Origin of the sequence: Candidatus Jidaibacter acanthamoeba (assembly GCF_000815465.1) — a bacterium.
GTDB lineage: Bacteria > Pseudomonadota > Alphaproteobacteria > Rickettsiales > Midichloriaceae > Jidaibacter > Jidaibacter acanthamoebae.
In genome coordinates this window covers 33,647-52,461 of record NZ_JSWE01000186.1, presented here as the reverse complement: position 1 = coordinate 52,461, position 18,815 = coordinate 33,647, and the positions used below count along the sequence as shown (strand labels likewise).

At 36.8% G+C, this 18,815-nt stretch carries 16 protein-coding genes; 6 read left to right on the top strand and 10 right to left on the bottom strand.

Going from position 1 to position 18,815, the window contains the following annotated elements; all coding sequences use genetic code 11:
• Positions 1-497: 497 nt before the first annotated feature.
• Positions 498-1,895 carry a class II fumarate hydratase gene (gene fumC / locus NF27_RS09120; protein ID WP_039458607.1) on the bottom strand — a complete coding sequence of 466 codons (1,398 nt, stop codon included), beginning with the start codon at positions 1,893-1,895 and terminating at the stop codon, positions 498-500.
• A 30-nt stretch (positions 1,896-1,925) separates the two neighbouring features.
• The gene (gatA, locus tag NF27_RS09115) at positions 1,926-3,386 is read right to left on the bottom strand and encodes an Asp-tRNA(Asn)/Glu-tRNA(Gln) amidotransferase subunit GatA (RefSeq protein ID WP_039458604.1); all 1,461 of its coding nucleotides are present in this window, start codon (positions 3,384-3,386) and stop codon (positions 1,926-1,928) included.
• 177 nt (positions 3,387-3,563) lie between these two features.
• Between gatA and NF27_RS11635 the strand changes: the two genes are divergently transcribed.
• Complete coding sequence (locus NF27_RS11635) at positions 3,564-4,853, top strand: SDR family oxidoreductase (RefSeq protein WP_068982024.1); 1,290 nt, start codon at positions 3,564-3,566, stop codon at positions 4,851-4,853.
• Positions 4,853-5,323: a DUF2269 family protein gene (locus NF27_RS09105; RefSeq protein WP_053332743.1), complete on the top strand. Its 471-nt coding sequence runs from the start codon at positions 4,853-4,855 to the stop codon at positions 5,321-5,323. The genes NF27_RS11635 and NF27_RS09105 overlap by 1 nt, the downstream gene beginning before the upstream one ends.
• Before the next feature lie 123 nt (positions 5,324-5,446).
• Here NF27_RS09105 and plsY read toward each other — a convergent pair whose 3' ends face one another.
• Together plsY and hslU are read right to left on the bottom strand one after the other, a co-directional pair.
• Entirely contained in the window at positions 5,447-6,028 is a 582-nt protein-coding gene (gene plsY, locus NF27_RS09100; RefSeq protein WP_039458599.1) for a glycerol-3-phosphate 1-O-acyltransferase PlsY, read from the bottom strand.
• A 6-nt stretch (positions 6,029-6,034) separates the two neighbouring features.
• Complete coding sequence (gene hslU / locus NF27_RS09095) at positions 6,035-7,354, bottom strand: ATP-dependent protease ATPase subunit HslU (protein ID WP_039458597.1); 1,320 nt, start codon at positions 7,352-7,354, stop codon at positions 6,035-6,037.
• 259 nt (positions 7,355-7,613) lie between these two features.
• On the opposite strand from hslU, the gene NF27_RS09090 reads away from it, so the two are divergent.
• Together NF27_RS09090 and phbB are read left to right on the top strand one after the other, a co-directional pair.
• Entirely contained in the window at positions 7,614-8,783 is a 1,170-nt protein-coding gene (locus tag NF27_RS09090; protein WP_039458595.1) for an acetyl-CoA C-acetyltransferase, read from the top strand.
• Positions 8,784-8,805: 22 nt separating this feature from the next.
• A complete protein-coding gene (gene phbB, locus NF27_RS09085) occupies positions 8,806-9,525 on the top strand; it encodes an acetoacetyl-CoA reductase (protein WP_039458593.1) in 720 nt (239 codons plus the stop codon).
• Between the two features lie 93 nt (positions 9,526-9,618).
• Here the strand turns inward: phbB and NF27_RS11420 are convergent, their stop codons facing one another.
• Together NF27_RS11420 and NF27_RS09075 are read right to left on the bottom strand one after the other, a co-directional pair.
• Complete coding sequence (locus NF27_RS11420; protein WP_161791846.1) at positions 9,619-10,686, bottom strand: LysM peptidoglycan-binding domain-containing M23 family metallopeptidase; 1,068 nt, start codon at positions 10,684-10,686, stop codon at positions 9,619-9,621.
• A 7-nt stretch (positions 10,687-10,693) separates the two neighbouring features.
• On the bottom strand, positions 10,694-12,019 hold the full coding sequence (locus NF27_RS09075) for a M23 family metallopeptidase (RefSeq protein WP_053332741.1): 1,326 nt from the start codon (positions 12,017-12,019) through the stop codon (positions 10,694-10,696).
• 239 nt (positions 12,020-12,258) lie between these two features.
• On the opposite strand from NF27_RS09075, the gene fmt reads away from it, so the two are divergent.
• A complete protein-coding gene (gene fmt / locus NF27_RS09070; RefSeq protein ID WP_039458589.1) occupies positions 12,259-13,179 on the top strand; it encodes a methionyl-tRNA formyltransferase in 921 nt (306 codons plus the stop codon).
• Here the strand turns inward: fmt and NF27_RS11415 are convergent.
• Positions 13,176-15,305 (bottom strand): hypothetical protein, encoded by a 2,130-nt coding sequence (locus tag NF27_RS11415; protein WP_053332740.1) that lies wholly within the window; start codon positions 15,303-15,305, stop codon positions 13,176-13,178. The two genes, fmt and NF27_RS11415, sit on opposite strands and share 4 nt — an antisense overlap.
• 88 nt (positions 15,306-15,393) lie before the next feature.
• Positions 15,394-15,912, bottom strand: a complete 519-nt coding sequence (locus NF27_RS09060; protein ID WP_039458587.1) for a DUF3576 domain-containing protein — start codon at positions 15,910-15,912, stop codon at positions 15,394-15,396.
• Positions 15,913-16,055: 143 nt separating this feature from the next.
• Between NF27_RS09060 and tpiA the strand changes: the two genes are divergently transcribed.
• A complete protein-coding gene (gene tpiA, locus NF27_RS09055) occupies positions 16,056-16,769 on the top strand; it encodes a triose-phosphate isomerase (protein WP_039458584.1) in 714 nt (237 codons plus the stop codon).
• Between the two features lie 3 nt (positions 16,770-16,772).
• Here the strand turns inward: tpiA and NF27_RS09050 are convergent, their stop codons facing one another.
• Both NF27_RS09050 and NF27_RS09045 read right to left on the bottom strand, forming a co-directional pair.
• Positions 16,773-18,038, bottom strand: coding sequence for a heme biosynthesis HemY N-terminal domain-containing protein (locus NF27_RS09050; protein WP_039458582.1), 1,266 nt, complete (start codon positions 18,036-18,038; stop codon positions 16,773-16,775).
• Positions 18,031-18,813: a hypothetical protein gene (locus NF27_RS09045; RefSeq protein ID WP_039458580.1), complete on the bottom strand. Its 783-nt coding sequence runs from the start codon at positions 18,811-18,813 to the stop codon at positions 18,031-18,033. The genes NF27_RS09050 and NF27_RS09045 overlap by 8 nt, the downstream gene beginning before the upstream one ends.
• Positions 18,814-18,815 lie beyond the last annotated feature (2 nt).

Here is an 18,815-nt window from a genome sequence, read left to right as displayed (position 1 = left end):
TAAAATGCTTATTATACATTAAAATAATTAAATATGTGTTTCATTAATATTAAAATGCTTATTATACATTAAAATAATTAAATATGTGTTTCATTAATATTAAAAACATGAGTTACTATATGATAGTACAGGTATAATATCAATAGTTATATTTACTTGTATTTAAAAAATTATGAAATACTATTAATAAAGTCTTTTAAAGATTTTACAATATAACCTTTATAACTTTGAAACTAATTTAAGTTCAAATGGTTTTCAACTCGACTGAAACTGAGGGCAAATACAAAGTATCTCAATATTTGCGCTAACTTTAAAGCATTGTAAAGCTTAAATTCATTACAGTAATCTCTCCACTCATAAAGGTAAGCTTTTTGAGTTTACTAAAAAAGCATTATAATAAAAATTACCAGGAAGAGCTTATTGTACTGTACTGGTATTACAAGATAAATTATTATTATTTTGTAATACCCTTTCTAAGAGCTAAAATCAGAAATGCATTAAATCATCTGCTCAGGTTTGACCCACATATCAAACTGTTCTTCGGAAAGCAAACCAAGTTCCAAAGCTGATTGTTTGAGTGTTAAGCCTTTTTTGTGCGCATTTTTAGCAATTTTTGCCGCATTGTCATAACCGATATGCGGGTTTAAAGCAGTAACCAGCATTAGAGAATCCTGCATAAGTTTTTGAATCCTTACCTCATTTGCGGTAATTCCTGAAATACAGTGATCAACAAAACTTACCATAGAATCGGATAACAACCTTAGCGATTGGAGGAAATTATAAATTATCACCGGTTTAAAAACATTAAGTTCAAAATGGCCGTTTGAACCTGCTACGGTTATAGTGACATGATTGCCCATCACTTGGGTACATACCATTGTTAGAGCTTCACATTGGGTAGGGTTTACCTTACCCGGCATAATAGAGGAACCCGGTTCATTCTCAGGTAACATCAGTTCACCCAAACCTGACCTGGGGCCTGAGCCCAATAGCCTAATATCATTTGCTATCTTCATTAAGCTTGCGGCAAGCACATTGAGAGCGCCGCTTGCTTCAACCAAAGCATCATTAGATGCTAATGCTTCAAATTTGTTTGGTGCCGTTTGAAATTTATATCCTGTTTCGGTAGAAATTTTATCGGCTATCTTTTCTGCAAATCCCGGGCTTGCATTTAAGCCGGTTCCGACCGCAGTCCCGCCTTGAGCAAGTAAGGAAAGCCTAGGTAAGGTTGCTTTTACTCTTTCAATCCCATAGGAAATTTGGGTAGTATATCCTGAAAATTCCTGACCTAATGTCATGGGAGTTGCATCTTGTAAGTGCGTCCTGCCGATTTTAATAATATTTTCAAACTCATTAGCTTTTTTATCTAAAGCTTGATGAATATAATTAAGAGCCGGAATTAATTTTTCATTTATTTCACAGACTGCGGCGATATGCATTGCGGTAGGATAAGTATCATTGGATGATTGTCCCATATTCACATGATCATTAGGGTGTACGGGTTTTTTAGAACCCATATTTCCGCCCAGCATCTCGATCGCGCGGTTGGAGATAACCTCATTCATGTTCATATTGGTTTGAGTACCAGATCCGGTTTGCCAAACTACAAGCGGAAAATTATCTTCAAGGTTACCCTCTATTACTTCATTGGCAGCTGCACAAATCGTATCTGCAATTTTTTTATCCAGTAATTGCATCTCATAGTTTACCGCTGCGGCACATTTCTTAATTACCGCCAAAGCTTTTATTAAAGGCTTAGGCATTCTTTCTTCACCGATCTTGAAGTTTCCGAATGACCGCTCGGTTTGTGCTCCCCAATATTTATCAGCCGGTACGGCTATTTCACCGAATGTATCAGTTTCTAGTCTGATATTAGACTGGACATTATTCTCCATATACCCTCTCTTAATTATTAATTAAATATTTCAAATCCCCTTAAAGTTAGCACATTTCTCAATAATATCAGCAACTTTAAACACAGTTTCCTCATCATAAGATTTTCCGATCAGCTGCAAACCAAGCGGCAACCCGTCGGAACCTAAGCCTGCCGGTACGGAAATACCCGGAAGACCTGCCAAACTTGCCGGAATGGTAAACACATCATTTAAATACATGGTAATCGGATCCTGCTTAATTTCCCCTATTGCAAAGGCTGTAGAAGGTGCAGTCGGCGTCAGTATTACATCAACTTTGCCGAATGCCTCTTGAAAGTCATTCGCGATCAATCTCCTTACCTTTTGAGCTTTGAGATAATACGCATCATAGTAACCTGCCGAAAGAACATAGGTACCGATCATAATACGACGCTTAACTTCTCTCCCGAAGCCTGTTGCACGTGTTTCTTTATACATATCGTCAAGCGTCCCTTTTTGCGGTAATACTCTTAATCCGTATCTTACGCCGTCAAAACGTGATAAGTTTGAGGAAGTTTCAGCAGGGGCGATAATATAGTAAGTAGCAAGTGCATATTTGGTATTCGGTAATGTAATTTCAACTATTTCAGCTCCTGCAGACTTTAACCACTCGATCCCCTGCTCCCAAATTTTAGTCACATCAGGATGAGTGCCTTCTACCCGATATTCCTTCGGAATCCCTACCTTCAAACCTTTGATGCTTTGCCCCAGAGCAAGCTTAAAGTCTGGAACGGGCATGTTCATTGAAGTTGAATCTTTTTTATCATAACCGCAGATGCTTTGCAGCATGAGAGCTGAATCCTCAACCGTCCTTGCGAATACGCCCGCTTGATCGAGCGAGCTTGCAAATGCAATCATTCCCCATCTTGAACATCTGCCGTAAGTTGGCTTAATCCCGACAATCCCGCAAAATGCCGAAGGCTGTCTGATGGAACCGCCTGTATCACTCCCTAAAGCTCCCATACAAAGCTTAGCGGCAATAGCCGCTGAAGAACCGCCCGAAGAGCCCCCGGGTACCAGATCGGTATCATCGTCTTTTCTTTTCCACGGGTTGATTACATTGCCGTAATAGCTGGTGGTGTTGGAAGAACCCATGGCAAGTTCATCCATATTGGTCTTGCCGATCATGATCCCGCCATTACTAAACAAATTAGTAGTAACACTGGATTCATATTCAGGCTTAAAACCGTCTAAAATATGTGAACAGGAAGTAGATAAAACTCCTTTAGTACAAAACAAATCCTTAACCCCGACAGGTATACCTTCTATTATCCCGCCGCTGTTACTTTGAATTTTTGAATCGGAAATTTTTGCCTGAGCAAGAGCTATTTCATGAGTAAGCACCGTAAAAGCATTAAGCTTCGAGTGTTCAGCGTTTTTCAAATGTGCTTCGGTTAGTTCAACCGCAGTAATTTCTTTGTAGGCAAGAAGCTTTTTCGCTTCGGAAATAGTCAGATTCGTAAGCTCGGTCATAAAATCAGCAGGATTATTGTTTAGAACATAAGATAAACATTTTCATAAATATTGCAATCAGACAGAAAGAATTAATATACTAAAATATTAGGAAAGTGCCCCACCCCGAAAAAGCAATAGGTTGACACTCTCATCTATATAAATAAGATGAAAAAATATTAAAAAACTACAAATTAAATGAAAATTTTAATAACCGGAGCAAATGGGTTCATTGGTGCTTATATAACCGCTAAGCTAATAAGTTTAGGTCACGAAATAGTTTGTGCGGTAAGGGATGTAGAAAGAACGAGACTAAAGTTCCCTAACTGCAAAATAGTTTACTGTAATTTTAATACCGATCATAATCCTGCAGTGTGGGGTGAAAGATTAACAGGTATGGATGTTATAATAAATGCAGTAGGGATCTTACAGAGTAAAGCCGGAGATAATATTCATGATATCCATGCGAAAGGGACAATAGCTTTATTTGAAGGGGCTAAGCTTGCAGGAATAAAAAAAATCATTCATATTTCAGCCCTGGGCATTGATGATGAAAAGTTTACGGAATATTCTGCAAGTAAAAGAGAAGCGGACTTATATTTGCAAAGTTTTAAGGAGATTGATTGGGTAATACTTAAGCCTTCTCTACTTTATGCTTCAGGTAGTTTCGGCGGCACATCATTGCTTAGGGCATTGTCCGTATTGCCGGTAATTCCCCTGGTCGGCGACGGCATGCAAAAATTTCAACCGGTTCATATGGACGATTTGACCGACAGTATAGCATATTTTATTAACAAAGATAAACCGACTCAAAAAGTAATTAAGGTCGCGGGATTAGAACAGCTAACCGTAAAAGAAATACTCTTTAGCTTCAGAAGTTGGTTAGGACTTAAACCTACTAAAGCAGTACAGATCCCTAAACCGATAATTCGCCTTTTCTGTAAAATCGGTGATATTTTAAATATAGCCCCGCTTAACAGTACTTCATATCATATGATGGAGCATGGTAATACGGCAAGTGCGGAAGAATTTATCCGTGAAACCGAGATTACCCCTAAAAGTTTTAAGATTGCACTTGCGACGGAACCGCTTACCGTACAATCTTTATGGCATGCAAGGCTTTATTTTTTAAAACCCTGTATATGCTTTATTTTAGGTGTTTTCTGGTTTATGTCCGGGATGATCAGTTTAGCGGTAGCCCCGGAAAAGGCATATAATTTGATGCTTAGCTTAAATATAAAACCAAGTTTTATAAATATTTTACTTCCGCTCGGTTGCTTTGTTGATATGATATTCGGTCTATGTTTAATGTTAAGATACAAAGTAACTCAGGTCGGGTTATTACAACTAATTTTAATCTTTGTTTATACCGTAACTCTAACCGTGCTCGAGAACACCTTATGGTTTGATCCTCTGGGAGCGCTTATGAAAAATATACCAATATTACTTATAACATTAGTCATGATAGCTATTGAGCGAGATAAATGATGGAATGGTATTTGGTTATAAAAACTATTCATATAATAAGCTCGACAATTTTATTCGGCACAGGCATCGGCATTGCTTTTTTTATGTGGTGGTCTAACCTATCCGATAACATTAGCGTTAAATTATTTGCCGCTAAATCTACGGTTATTGCAGATTTTTTATTTACTACCCCTGCGGTTGTTATCCAGCCCGTTTCAGGGTTTATATTACTTCATATGCTTGGATATAATTTTTTAGAAACGTGGTTAGTTATTACTTATATACTATATATTATTGCCGGGTTATGCTGGCTGCCGGTAGTATGGATACAAATTCAATTATATAAAATAATTAATAACAGCATGAGAAATAACCTACCTATACCCGATAAATATTATAAACTTTTTTATATTTGGTTCAGCTTAGGTTGGCCGGCATTTATAAGTCTTGTTATTATCTTTTTTTTAATGGTGTTCAAACCGGCTCTATAAGAACCTAAAAAGATCTGGTTACAGCGATAAAAACAATAGCCAGAATAAGAAACGTAGGAGCCTTGTTAAGCATGCAATAGAATTTATTAATTTTATTGGTAATGATTTCTAAAAACTAAGCCTTTATTTTTTAAACTTTAGTTCCGTACCGTTTAATATCCGTTTTATATTCTCCTTATGCCTATAGAAGATAAGTATGCAGAGCACTAGGCTCATAATAAAATAAGGAGTAGCAAACCAGAAAGCTGTAATAGTCGAACAAAGTACTGCACATAAAGATGCCAGGGAAACCGTTCTACTCAAAGCAAAAACTAAAAGCCATGAAAATACAAACACTAATCCGACATAGGGTACTGAAACAAGAAGTACTGCAACAGCAGTGGCGACCCCTTTACCCCCTTTAAATTTTAACCAAACAGGGAATACATGGCCTAATACTACTGCCACTCCGCATAATGCAATCAGCGTGTCGCTAAAATTTAAAAACAGAAAGATTATTATTGGTATAACGCCTTTAAGTGCATCTAAAATTAAAGTAAGTATTCCTAACTTTTTTCCGCCGACGCGCATGGCATTAGTTGCTCCTATATTACCTGATCCGCTTTTTCTTAAATCGCCATGACCCAGTAATTCGGAAAGTATTAACCCAAAAGGTATAGATCCCATAAAGTAAGAAATAAAAGCAACTATTATAAATTCAAACATATTTTTCTAAAGTATAAATTTACTTAAATCATGGGTTTTGGTTAAAGAGGTAAGGTTATCAACTACATAATCACGATTAACCGTCACCTTAGCATAAGGAGTTTCAGTTGCCGAGAAACTTACACCTTCTAAAAGTTTTTCCATAATGGTATGTAGTCGTCTAGCTCCGATATTTTCTACTTCCTGGTTAATTTCAGTAGCTACTTTCGCTATTTCCCTCAAACCGTCTTCACTGAACTCCAACTCAACATTTTCCACTGCAAGCAATGCGGTATATTGCTTCGGTAAGCTATGAGCAGGATCTTTCAATATCTTAACCATATCTTCTTCGGTAAGAGGGTTAAGTTCCACTCTAATCGGTAGCCTGCCCTGAAGTTCAGGAAGTAAATCCGAAGGTTTAGCTAAATGGAATGCGCCCGATGCTATAAATAAAATATGATCGGTTTTTACCGAGCCGTATTTTGTAGTTACCACAGTACCTTCAAGGAGAGGTAATAAATCACGCTGTACCCCTTCACGGCTAACTTCTCCACGGCCTTGACTTGCACTACGAGAGGCAATTTTATCGATCTCGTCAATAAATACTATCCCTTCATTCTCTACCAGCCTAATTGATTCTCTAATAACTTTTTCTTCATCTAGTAACTTATCGCTCTCTTCCTTGAGTAATGCTTCAAAAGCATCCTTAACATTAAGTTTTACTGTTTTAGTTTTTTGCCCGCCCAAAGCTTTGCCCAGTACATCCCCAATACTTAACACTCCCATCTGGCCGCCCGGCATTCCCGGTATATCAAAAGTCGGTAAATTCATTGACGGATTATCGGCTACCTTGATTTCAACTTCACTTCCGTCCATTTTACCTTTTCTGAATTTTTCATAAAATTTTAGCTTTGTTTCTTCACTGGCGCTTTCGCCGACCATAGCATCAATTAACTTAACTTCCGCTGCAATAGTCGCCTTTTCCGTAACTTCTTTGCGCATATTTTCACGTACTAAATTAATAGAAATATCCATTAAATCTCTAATAATTGAATCTACATCTCTACCTACATAGCCGACTTCGGTAAATTTAGTAGCTTCTACCTTAATAAAAGGAGAGCTTGTAAGCTTTGCAAGTCTTTTTGCAATTTCAGTTTTACCGACTCCAGTAGGACCGACCATTAAAATGTTATGCGGAACAATCTCCTCTTTAATATCTTCAGGCACATGTTTTCTGCGCCAACGGTTTCTAAGTGCAATTGCTACGGCACGCTTAGCATTATCCTGACCAACAACAAATCTGTCTAATTCGGCAATTATTTCTTTAGGCGTTAGAAATGTATGCATTCTTTTTCGTAAATTATTTAATTAGGTATTTTAAAATAACTAATGTTCTAAAGAAAGCAAGGTATACCATACTATTAAATTATAAATTTTTTAGTCACAAAATAATCATTGATTTTGATTGCAATTAGATTAACAATTTATTTCTTATCTGGTTACTGCGCTGAATATTAAGTAACTATAATTGTCAATTGTTACAAAGTCATGTAACTTATTAGTTTAGGCGGGATCAAAATTTTATTTTTAAGGAGAAGGTTTTTTTATGGAAGTAGTAATAGTTAGCGCACTAAGGACGGCAGTAGGGAATTTTAACGGAACCTTAAGTTCAATGCCTGCACATAAGATGTCAGAAATATTAATTAAAAAAACTTTAGAAAATACTAAAGTAGCACCGAATGAGGTGAGCGAAGTTATAATGGGGCAGATCTTAACCTCAGGTGAAGGACAAAATCCGGCAAGACAAGCTTCAATAGGAAGCGGCTTACCTTATACGACAACTGCCTTCACAATTAATCAAGTATGCGGTTCAGGCCTAAGGGCAGTAGCATTAGGGCACCAGGCAATCCTAACCGGGCAAGCCAAAATAGTAATTGCCGGTGGGCAGGAAAATATGAGCCGTGCTCCACATGCAGTGCATATGAGAAACGGGACTAAAATGGGGTCGGCAGAACTAACCGATCTAATGATTAAAGATGGATTATGGGATGCATTTAATAACGTGCATATGGGTATAACAGCAGAAAAAATTGCCGAACAATTTAATATCAGCAGAGAAGATCAGGATAAATTCTCGGTTAATTCGCAAAATAAAGCGGAAGCCGCTCAAAAAGCAGGCAAGTTTAAAGATGAAATAGTACCGGTTACTATACCTTCCAGAAAAGGCGATATAGTCTTTGATCAAGATGAATTTATTCGTGCAGGAGCCAGCTACGAAGCTTTATCAGGAATTAGGCCGGCATTTAAAAAAGATGGCACGGTAACTGCCGGTAATGCTTCAGGTATTAATGACGGGGCAGCACTTTTAATGCTTATGAGCAAAGAAGAAGCAGAAAAAAGAGGCTTAAAAATACTAGCAAAAATTAAGGACTTTGCCCAAGCAGGAGTGGACCCTATCATTATGGGAACAGGGCCGATAGCTGCATGTCAACAAGTATTAGAGAAATGCGGTTGGGGAGTAGATGACCTTGATCTCATTGAAGCTAATGAAGCGTTTGCAGCACAAGCAATTTGTGTAAACAAAAGCTTAAAATTAGATGAGACTAAAGTGAATGTGAACGGAGGAGCAATTGCATTAGGTCATCCGATCGGTGCATCAGGCGCAAGAGTTTTAGTAACCCTTATCCATGAAATGAATAAAAGAGATGCGAAAAAGGGCTTAGCCACTCTTTGCATCGGTGGTGGTATGGGTGTTGCTATGTGTATAGAAAGATAAATAATAAAATAGGAGAAAAATAATGGGAAGAAGAGCGTTAGTTACAGGTGGAACCAGAGGTATCGGAAAAGCAATAGCAATGGCTTTAAAAGCAGCCGGCCATAAAGTGGCAGTTGTTTATGCAGGAAGTGATGATTTGGCAAAGAAATTAGAGCAGGAAACCGGCATAAAAACTTTTAAATTGGATGTGTCTAACTATAATCAATGTGTAGAAGGAGTGGCAAAAGCAGAAGAATATTTGGGCGGCAATGTTGAAATTCTGGTAAACAATGCAGGGATTACACGTGATGCTATGATGCATAAACTCTCGTATGAAGACTGGAAGGCAGTAATTGATACTAATCTTTCATCTGTATTTAATATGTCTAAATCAGTTATTCAAAAGATGAGGGATAGTAAATTCGGCAGAATTATCAGCATGAGCTCGGTTAATGCCAACGGTATGATGGGGCAAACCAACTATTCTGCTGCTAAAGCAGGGATTGAAGGTTTTACAAAAGCACTAGCACTGGAAAGCGCAAGAGCCGGAATAACCGTTAATGCAGTAGCACCGGGATATATTAGCACTGAAATGGTTGCAGCAATGCCGAAAGAGGCTTTAGATGCAATTGTTGCTAAAGTACCGATGCAGCGCTTAGGTAATGTAGAGGAAATAGCAAGAGTTATAGCATTCTTAGCTGATGATGCTTCCGGGTTTATTACCGGAACGGTTATCCCGGTTAACGGTGCGCTAAGAGTATAATTTTAATATCTAACTATAAAATAAAAAGGCGGCTATAGGGTCGCCTTTTTCATATAGTGCTTAGTAACAATATCTATAAAGATATACTTATTATTACTTCAGAAGCTTTTCAGGATTAATAGTCGATTTTCCTTTTCGCAATGAAAAGTAGAGCTGTGCTTTATCTACGTCTCCGGTTTTACCTACCTTAGCAATGGTTTGCCCTCTTGATACCTTATCTCCTTTTTTAACTAGAACCGAGCTGTTGTGGGCATATGCTGACAAAATATCATTTTCATGGCGTATGATCACCATTTTACCGTAGCCTTCAACATCATTACCGACATATATTACCTCACCCCTACTTACAGCCGCGACGGGAGAGTTAAGCGGAGCCGCAATTGACATCCCCTCACTGAATTTACCCGGGCTTTGACCATAATGAGATATAACCTTAGCATTGTCTCCGATAGGCCATACGAATTTATCTGAATTTAAAGGAGTTGGTAGGCTATAAGATAAATCAGTAGCTGGGCTGTTTCCATTCTCTTTTAATAAAGATTTGCTTTTATTTCTACCTTCTTCATCACCTAATTGTTTTTCTAAACTTTGAAATTCTTCTTCCTCATAGGCATCTTTACTTGCCTCTGATTTAGAATTAGATATATTGCTCCCTCCGTCATCAAGGGGAATGATAGGAGCTGCTTTCTCTTGTGCCACACCTTTATACGGGTCAAGCTCTTCAGCGTGAATGGTATTATCTTTACTGGTTAACGGAATCCTTAGCTTTTCCCCTATTTTAACATGATAAGGCGGATGGATATCATTTATTTTTACCATATCAGCAAAAGAAACTTTATATCTTAAAGATATGCCCATTAAAGATTCACCCGGCTGCACAATATGATAAAGCTCATTCGGGAGCCTGATATGCTGACCGGCATAGATACGGTAAGGTGGGCTTATTTTATTAATTTTAGCTAAATCTTTAAGAGAAATATTATTCTCAACTGCGATTTGTAAAAGCGTTTGCCCGGGATAGACTATCGCATATTTAGAAACACCGTCTTTACCGTAATAATAGTTTCCTTTATGACGTACGGCTGCCGGGTTTTGAGCAGAGCAGGATGAAAGTATAGCCGGTATTAATAAAGCAAAAGCTATCTTTTTTGTTGTGTTCATATTTATATTATTTATTCGCATCTTTTTTCTTAAACATAAGAATTTTTTCTTCCATACCTTTTAGCTGATTTTTAAATCTTTGTAAATCAGCTCCTGTAAGAGCAGGGAATTTAGGAAAGCTGATTTTTGCAGGATTGACTTGTTGGCCGCGTTCACGTACTTCATAGTGTAAATGAGGGCCGGTTGCCATCCCGGTAGAACCGACAAAACCTATTATGTCTCCTTGGCTTACCCGGCTTCCCTTTGCAACACCGCTTGCGAACCTGTCAAGGTGTGCATAGAGGGTAGAATACTTGGAAGAATGTTTAATCTCTAAATGTTTCCCATAACCGTTCTTAACTACTTTAATAAAATGAATGATGCCGTCACCTGCGGCAAACACGGGTGTTCCTCTGGGTGCTGCATAATCCAAGCCTTTATGCATTTTTGAATACCCTAAAATCGGGTGTTTTCTTATACCAAAACCTGAAGAGATTTTGGCTCCGCTTATAGGAGTTTTCAATAAAGTTTTACGTATACTTTCTCCCTTATTATCATAATAATCAGTAGCTTGATGGTCTGATAAAAATCTGAATATCTCCTTCTTCTTGCCTGCAAGAGTTACGGCAGCATAAATTATATTTCCATCCCTTACTTTTTGCCCCTTCTCATTAATTAAACAGTTATAATATACTTCAAATACATCACCTGGTTTTATATCTCTTTGAAAGTCAACGTTATAACTGAATAATTTTATGAGATCCATTATCGCATATGGGCTTACACCGGAATTAACGGCTGATAAATATAAACTATCATTTATTGTGCCATGGGCGAAAACTTCTTTAACCGTAAGCGGTATTACTACAAGGTTAGCAATGTATTCTTTTTCCTTATTGTCATACTTTACTTCGATTATTTTATCATCGGTAATTACTTTTATATAACTTACTTTTGAATAATAATCATGATCCTCGGGTTTATCGGCTTCCGCTAAAAATTTAACCTCAACTTGGTTACCGATTTTTAACTTTGAAACTTCGTAAACTTTATTGATTGCCGAGCTGATAGAATAGGAATCGTTTATTGCAATACCTGCATCTGAAAATATTTTAAATAAAGTATCGCCTGATTGTACGGTAAATAACATTAAAGAATCTGTAGGATCTGGAGTTTTTTCCTGTTCTATTACTTCCGGCTTAGCTTCTTCCATTTCTTCGGGAGCAGTAATAGTCTCCAGATCTTTTTCCAGGTCGTTAAATGAAATATAAAAACTAACGTTAAAAGCCAGTGATATAAATATACCTAAAAATAGGATGATATGTAGTTTATCAAACTTCTGTAATTTCCTCATTGACGCAAAAATTATTTCTCTAATAGCAAATTTATAATATTATAAAGAGCCGGTTGCAAGAAATAATGCGAAACTATAATAAATTTCTTATATTTTCTAAAAAAGGTAATTAATAAAAATTAAGTTTAAAAACCATCTATTTATCTATAACTAAAGAAAATATTGTGCAGCTTAAATTACTTTAAAGTTGCAATTCTTTTAGTTTCATTAGATAGTTTACAAAAAATAGTTGAGTAAGTATGAAAATAGTATTTATGGGTACCCCTGAATTTGCAATCCCGGCTTTAGAGGCTTTAATTAGCTCTAAACATCAGGTGCTTGCTATTTACACGCGAGAGCCGAAACCTGCGGGCAGGGGAAAACAATTATTGTGCAGTCCTGTTCAAACTATAGCTGAAAAACATGACATACAGGTTTTTACCCCTAAAAATTTGAAAAACCCTGACGAAGTAGAAAAGCTGAAAGCTTTGGGCGCTGATATAATAGTGGTAGTGGCTTATGGTTTAATTTTACCGAAAGCGGTTTTAGAAGCATTTAAGTTCGGAGCACTTAATATTCATCCTTCAAAACTTCCCAGATGGCGGGGAGCAGCACCGATAGAAAGATGTATAATGGCCGGCGATGAAGAAACCGCAATTTGCATTATGCAAATGGATGAAGGCTTAGACACGGGCGATGTTATTTTGGAAGAACCTTATGTTATTCCTCAGAATATGACGGGTAGAGAGCTTGCAGGTGTTTTAGCTGAAAGAGGCTCAAAACTATTACTTGAAACGATTGAGCAAATTGCAAGCGGTACTGCGGTTTGGAAGAAGCAATCTGAAGAAGGATTGACTTATGCTAATAAAATTTTCAAGGATGAAGAAAAAATTGATTGGAACATGAGCGCACATCTGGTTAATGCTAAGATTAGAGCATTAAGCCCTAAGCCCGGAGCTTATTTTATATTTAGAAATGAAAAGATAAAAATTATCACGGCTGAATATGAGTCAACTTCGATGGATGCCCTTAGCGGCACGGTAATTGATGATCACCTGACGATAGCATGTAAGAAAGGAGTGATAAAGCCTACATTAGTACAAAGAGAAGGCAGGAAAATGGTGTACACAGAAGCTTTCCTGAGGGGGTTCTCGGTTCCTATCGGCAGTGACCTTAACTAACCCCGTTGAGGTTGTGATTGAACAGTAGATTTTTGTTCTCTTCTTTCTATGACCCCTTCTGCCCATTTAGGCCTCGGGTGCTCACCATGAGTTTGCGGCTTAATATCCTCTTTCATTTTAGACTTTTCCTCTTCAAATTTTTTTAAACTTATATCGCTGAACTTTGCAATACTTGGCTTTTCTGTAGCAGGAGAGGTAATCTCTTCATCTTTATTTGTCTTAAACGGTTTTGTTACGGCATCTAAAATCTTATTAATTATCTTAGTAACCAAAGGCTGTTTTTCCCTATCCTCATATTTAAATTTATTATGGCTTGCCGTGTTTTGCTGAAGACCTTCTATATTATCTTTATAGGGATCCTGCGGGAAAGCCGCGAGCGTATCTTTTTTAATGCCATGCGCTCCCCTGGTTCCGCCGTTGGCTGAAGCCATAAATTGAGTGTGCCCGCCTTTTACTTGAGTTTTTAGGTTCTCAATTTGTTGACCTTGTTTACCTTTTAATTGTAATGCTTCATTCGTTGCTTTAAAAGATTGGTCAGTGAGTTCTAATCCTGTCCTATCCTTACCGCTTGCACATTGGACTACTACTTCACTTAGCGGTATCTTGTTAAGGTCTGCAGGCTTATTTAAAGCCCCGTGAAGCAGAGAGAAGGCAACTGCATTCATTTCAGTGCTTAGTGCGAGGTTGGAATTATTAGGGTCTCTAAAAAGATGTGAAGTGGTCGTAAGATGCTTAGCATTAATTGCATGCTCTAAAGCCTCTAATGCTTCAGGTTCATAGCCTTCTACTTTTTGTCTAACAAGTTGTTCTCTGGCTGCTTGCTCATTTTTTCCTGTGGTTAAAAACTTTGCAATATCTAATAAACCTATACTATTGGAAATAATACCTACATCCGACAAAATTTTCTCAAAGCCGGTGTTATCATTTCTGGAGACCAGTCGCCAAATATTAAACGGGGTTGTTGCTCTATTTCCCTTTAATTTTTCCTGTCCCTTACCTACCTGCTCATGGATAGCGCTATCTATCCCGGTCGGGTTAGCCGGTGAATTAAGCACGTTAATAGTTGTGGTTCTTCCTTGGGGCACGAAACTTTGCAGCTGCCTTAAGTTCTCAGTCGCTATCTCCTGGCGTTCTTCTTTTGAAACTTGTTTGCCGTGAAATGATGCAGTGCCCGCATGTAAAGTCCTTGACTTCATTACTAACGGTTCCGTCGAGGTTTGAAGCTCATCAAGGGGAGGAGTTATATAAGTTGTCTTAGAGTGGGCATTACGTACGCCTATCAACTCGCCTCTCAACTGAGTCGGCAGCACAAAATTTCCTTCGGCAATTTCTCCTGCATGCTTGTGTACCAAATCTTTCAAATGCGGTGCAAGGTTATTATACCAATCCATATTTACCTGCTCACCTTTTATTGTGAGTTCTATATTTTCTCCTCTTTTCGCATGTTTTATCGCCAGATACTGAAGCTTTTGATTTTCGGTTAACCCAAGAAGCATGGCATCTGATTCCACGACTAGGCTATCTTTACCTTGACTATCTTTTTGCTTGGTAATTGTGGTCACATGATAATGCTGATCGGAAAGGTTACCGAAATCTTTTGCAACTGAGATTTTTTTCCCGGCATTCTCTATGCCTGCTGCTTTGAGGATCCCCACTAATGTAGTATTTTCTTTTTTTATATCGTCCTTACCAAGGTTATTGTCTAAAAAATTCTTTACCGTTATGCGAACTTTATCTTTTATGTCTTGGATTTCATGCGAGGTAGCTTTTCCCAGCTCTAAATTCAATATCTCCTCAGCAGCTCTTGCGGCATTTAAAAATTGAATTTTATATGACTCAGGGCTATCAAGCGGCGGCGGAGCAGCAGGGTTAACGTTACGTGCATCTCTAATTAGAACTTTAGAACCGTCTTCTAAAGTGTTTCTTGTCCATTTTATCCCTTCACCGGCATCTCTATTCTCTTCCAGCTGTTCAATTAACTTGCTATAATTAGGAGATTGGAGATCAAATTCAATCTCTTTAGGCTTAGGAATGTCTTTTAAAGGAGTATTTATATAAGCAGCAATTTTCTGTCCAATTTCTTCTTGGTTTTGCTGAAGCCTTTCGTAGTTACTAGGATTTTTCATAATATAACAAAATAATTAACCTTTTATAGCGTTATACTAGCAACAAAAGGTTAATTAAGTGTTAACGAGAAATAATGTTTAAGGTAGTTTAAAGGCTATTTACTTTAATTTCTCTGGCTTTAAGTAGGATTTTATCTTCCATATCTCTTGAAAATTGTGGAGTAATCGGGCTATCTTTCCACGCTCCATGAGCATCTTTAACTTGTTTGAAAGCTGAAACTTTAACCGCATCGGATCTTAAAGACGCACCGATAATCATAATGTTAAACTTAAATCTTTCTTTAGCGTTAGGGCTGCTTGTATACCAATCAGTGATGATAACCCCGCCGAAAGGGTCAGCTGAAATAAGGGGGGCTTGCAGTAAATGAACCGAATCCAGAGAAGCTCTCCACAGGTAGCTGTTAACATTTATAGCATCGGCAACTGATTTACCTTTTTTCTTGGAGCCGCCGAAAAGTACTATTCCGTCATCTCCGGTAAGTTTACCCATTCTTTCCAACTCTTGGTCTTCCCTTGATTTAGGGTAATTTGTTTCTTTATCTGCTTTTGAGCAGGAAGTAATGGTTAGAGCAGCTATAATCGTAGCCAAAACCCGGTACTTTTTCATAAGTTCACCAAAAATTTATTTTGCTTAATTTCCTAGCATTCAAATCCGATAAAGTCAAGAATACGAGTTTTGCAATAAACTTGCTATTAGAGTTAAACAAATATAATTTTATATCTTTAACAGTCTAATAAAGTATTGTTTCTATGCACAAAAAAATATTGATTGCTAATTGGAAGATGAACGGTAATTCAGAAAGCTTAAAAAGCCTTGCGGAATATTATGTTAATATGCTTACTGGGCAACAGGCTGAAGTTGTGCTGTGCCCTGCTCATCCTTATCTCAGCTTAGTAAATAATATAACTAAGAACAGTCCTGTAAAGCTTGGCGCACAGAATATTGCCTCATTTCCAAAAGGCTCTTACACGGGAGAAGTTAGTGGTGAAATGCTTACTGATATTGGGTGTAAGTATGTAATAATCGGGCATTACGAGCGGAGAAAATTTTTCAATGAGCGAGGTGAAGAAATAGCCCGAAAAATTGATTTAGCAGTGCAAAGTAATTTAATCCCGATTTTATGTGTAGGTGAAAAGTTGAATAAAAGGAAAGAGGGAACTTACCTGAGTTTCATTAAGGAGCAAATTGAAAACTCTCAAATTTTATATCAAAAAAATGCGGTTATTGCCTATGAACCGGTTTGGTCTATCGGTACGGGGGTGATACCCACTGTTGAAGAAATTGCAGAAGTTGTTGATATGATCACAACTATGTCAAAAGCAAAAGTATTATATGGAGGATCAGTAAGTGCCGATAATTCATGTCTAATATCAGACATAGCTAATTTAGACGGGTTTTTAGTAGGTGCAGCGAGCCTAAAAGCAGAAGAGTTTCATGCAATATATAAAAGCTTATTAGGTTGAGCTTTAGACCCTCGCAATCGGAAAGCAATTATTAGTCGGGAATTTAGTAATGTTCATTGTGTTGAAATCCCAAAAATATAATAAATGGAAAACATCAATTTCCGAGCCTATCGCGCGTTTAACCCACTCGATTACTTCAGTAACATTCCCGTGTGTTTTTTGGCAATATTCAGCCATTATAAGACATGCCCTAAATTTATAATTCTCTTCAATAGCTTTTGATATTGCTTCAAAAGCATCTTCATATTTTCCGATATCAAGGGCAGCTTTTGCAAGTAATAAATTGCTTTCATAATGTCCGGAATTGTAGCCGGTTATATTTTTTACAATTTTAAAAAACTTCTCATCCGTATAATTTTTTCTTATGGAAACTAATATATCCGATGCGCTAAAACTTGGTTCTATTTGCCATACAGCCTTAATATATTTTATACTATCCTCGAATTTTTGATCTGCAGCTTTAATTTTTGCCAATAAAATGAGGTTAGGAGTAAAGTCACTAAGGTGTTTATAGGAAAATAAAGCATATTTTAAGGCATTTTCACTATCACGAGTTAGAAAATAGTTATTTGCAACTTTATAACACGCAATTCCTAATAGTTGTTTTCTTCTATTTTTAGCGAGTAAAGAAGATTGCCTGGAATTTTCAATAAAATTGATTAAATCCTCCCATTTATCCTCCATGATAAATGCATGAATATATGTGCTTAGTAACCATTCGCTTTTATGAATTTTATTAAGCTCATTGCAGTAAGTTATCACTTCATTCCAATTATTTTCCTGTTGAGCAACTGAAATTAATCCTTCTATACCTGCAATTCTTGTTGCATCATTCTTAGACAAATTGAGAAAAGCCAACTTAATTTCACCCAGTTCCTCTTTTAACAAAGCTACTTCCGAGGCTAATAAGTTGGTTAAATTTTCAGGTAAATGTTTCCTTAGCTGGTTTAATGCTTTATTTGCTTTTGGATGATTATGATTATATATAGCAACCAGCAGCTCCTCAAGTTTTAAAGGAATATTAACCTTATAAAAGGAAGTAATTAAATTTTTAAAATTATAAGGCAAACCGAGTATGACAAAGAATATACGTATTAATAACAGCATTGCCATAAAAAAGAATAAAAGAAACAGCACTGATAAAGCAAAAGAAGTTTCTACATGGTAACCAAAGGCATCAAAACTAATATTGCCGCTATTCTGATACAACCATAAAAACCCGAAAGTAAGACAGGCTATAAAGATTATTAATGTAATAATTCTAATCATTTTCCAGTATACTCAATGTAAATTCATTTAAAAGTTTTTCTAAGCCAATTCTAGTATGCAGCAAATTTTGTAAGTATTCCAATTCTTTATTCTGATTAGAAACAGTTTTTGAAATATTATAAGCTGAAGCTATATTGCCCATCTCTACTGCTTTTTTGATTTGCACCAGTTTATCTTTCCTTATCTTTTCCTGTTTATAATCCTTGCTGCTTTTAACCAATACCAATTTATTAAAATATTGTTTTACTCTTGCATAGTAGCCTTCGGGCTGGGCTATCTCCGTACTGGTATTTTCAATATTTTCAATTATTTTAATTAGATTGGAATTTGACTTAAGAGAAGAGTATTCAAGTTTAATAAAATTATTCATTTTATCTTTTAAAAAGGAATCATTATAATCTGCAATCTTCTCTAAATCCGTAACTATATTGTGCGAGTCTTTCAGTCTTTGTCTTACCAGATAAATTCTTTTAATTAATTCAAACTTATTAGCTTTGCTCACTATTTCTTCGCTGCTGGTCTTAGGCACATTTTTGAATACTTTTAGGGTTTCAGCCAACAAGTGCTTTTGGGCTTTTATTTCTTCTAAATTTGATAGGCTGTATTGTGTGGTATCCTGAACTAATAATATAGAATTACGAATTTGATCTAATTCTTTTTTTAGAAGGAAAAAGCCTAAATATATGCTTAGGATTAGCACTCCTAACAATGCTATAAGTATGGGCGTCTTTTTTATTTTTTTGCTGACAATAGCTTCTTTTATCTCTTCATTCATAA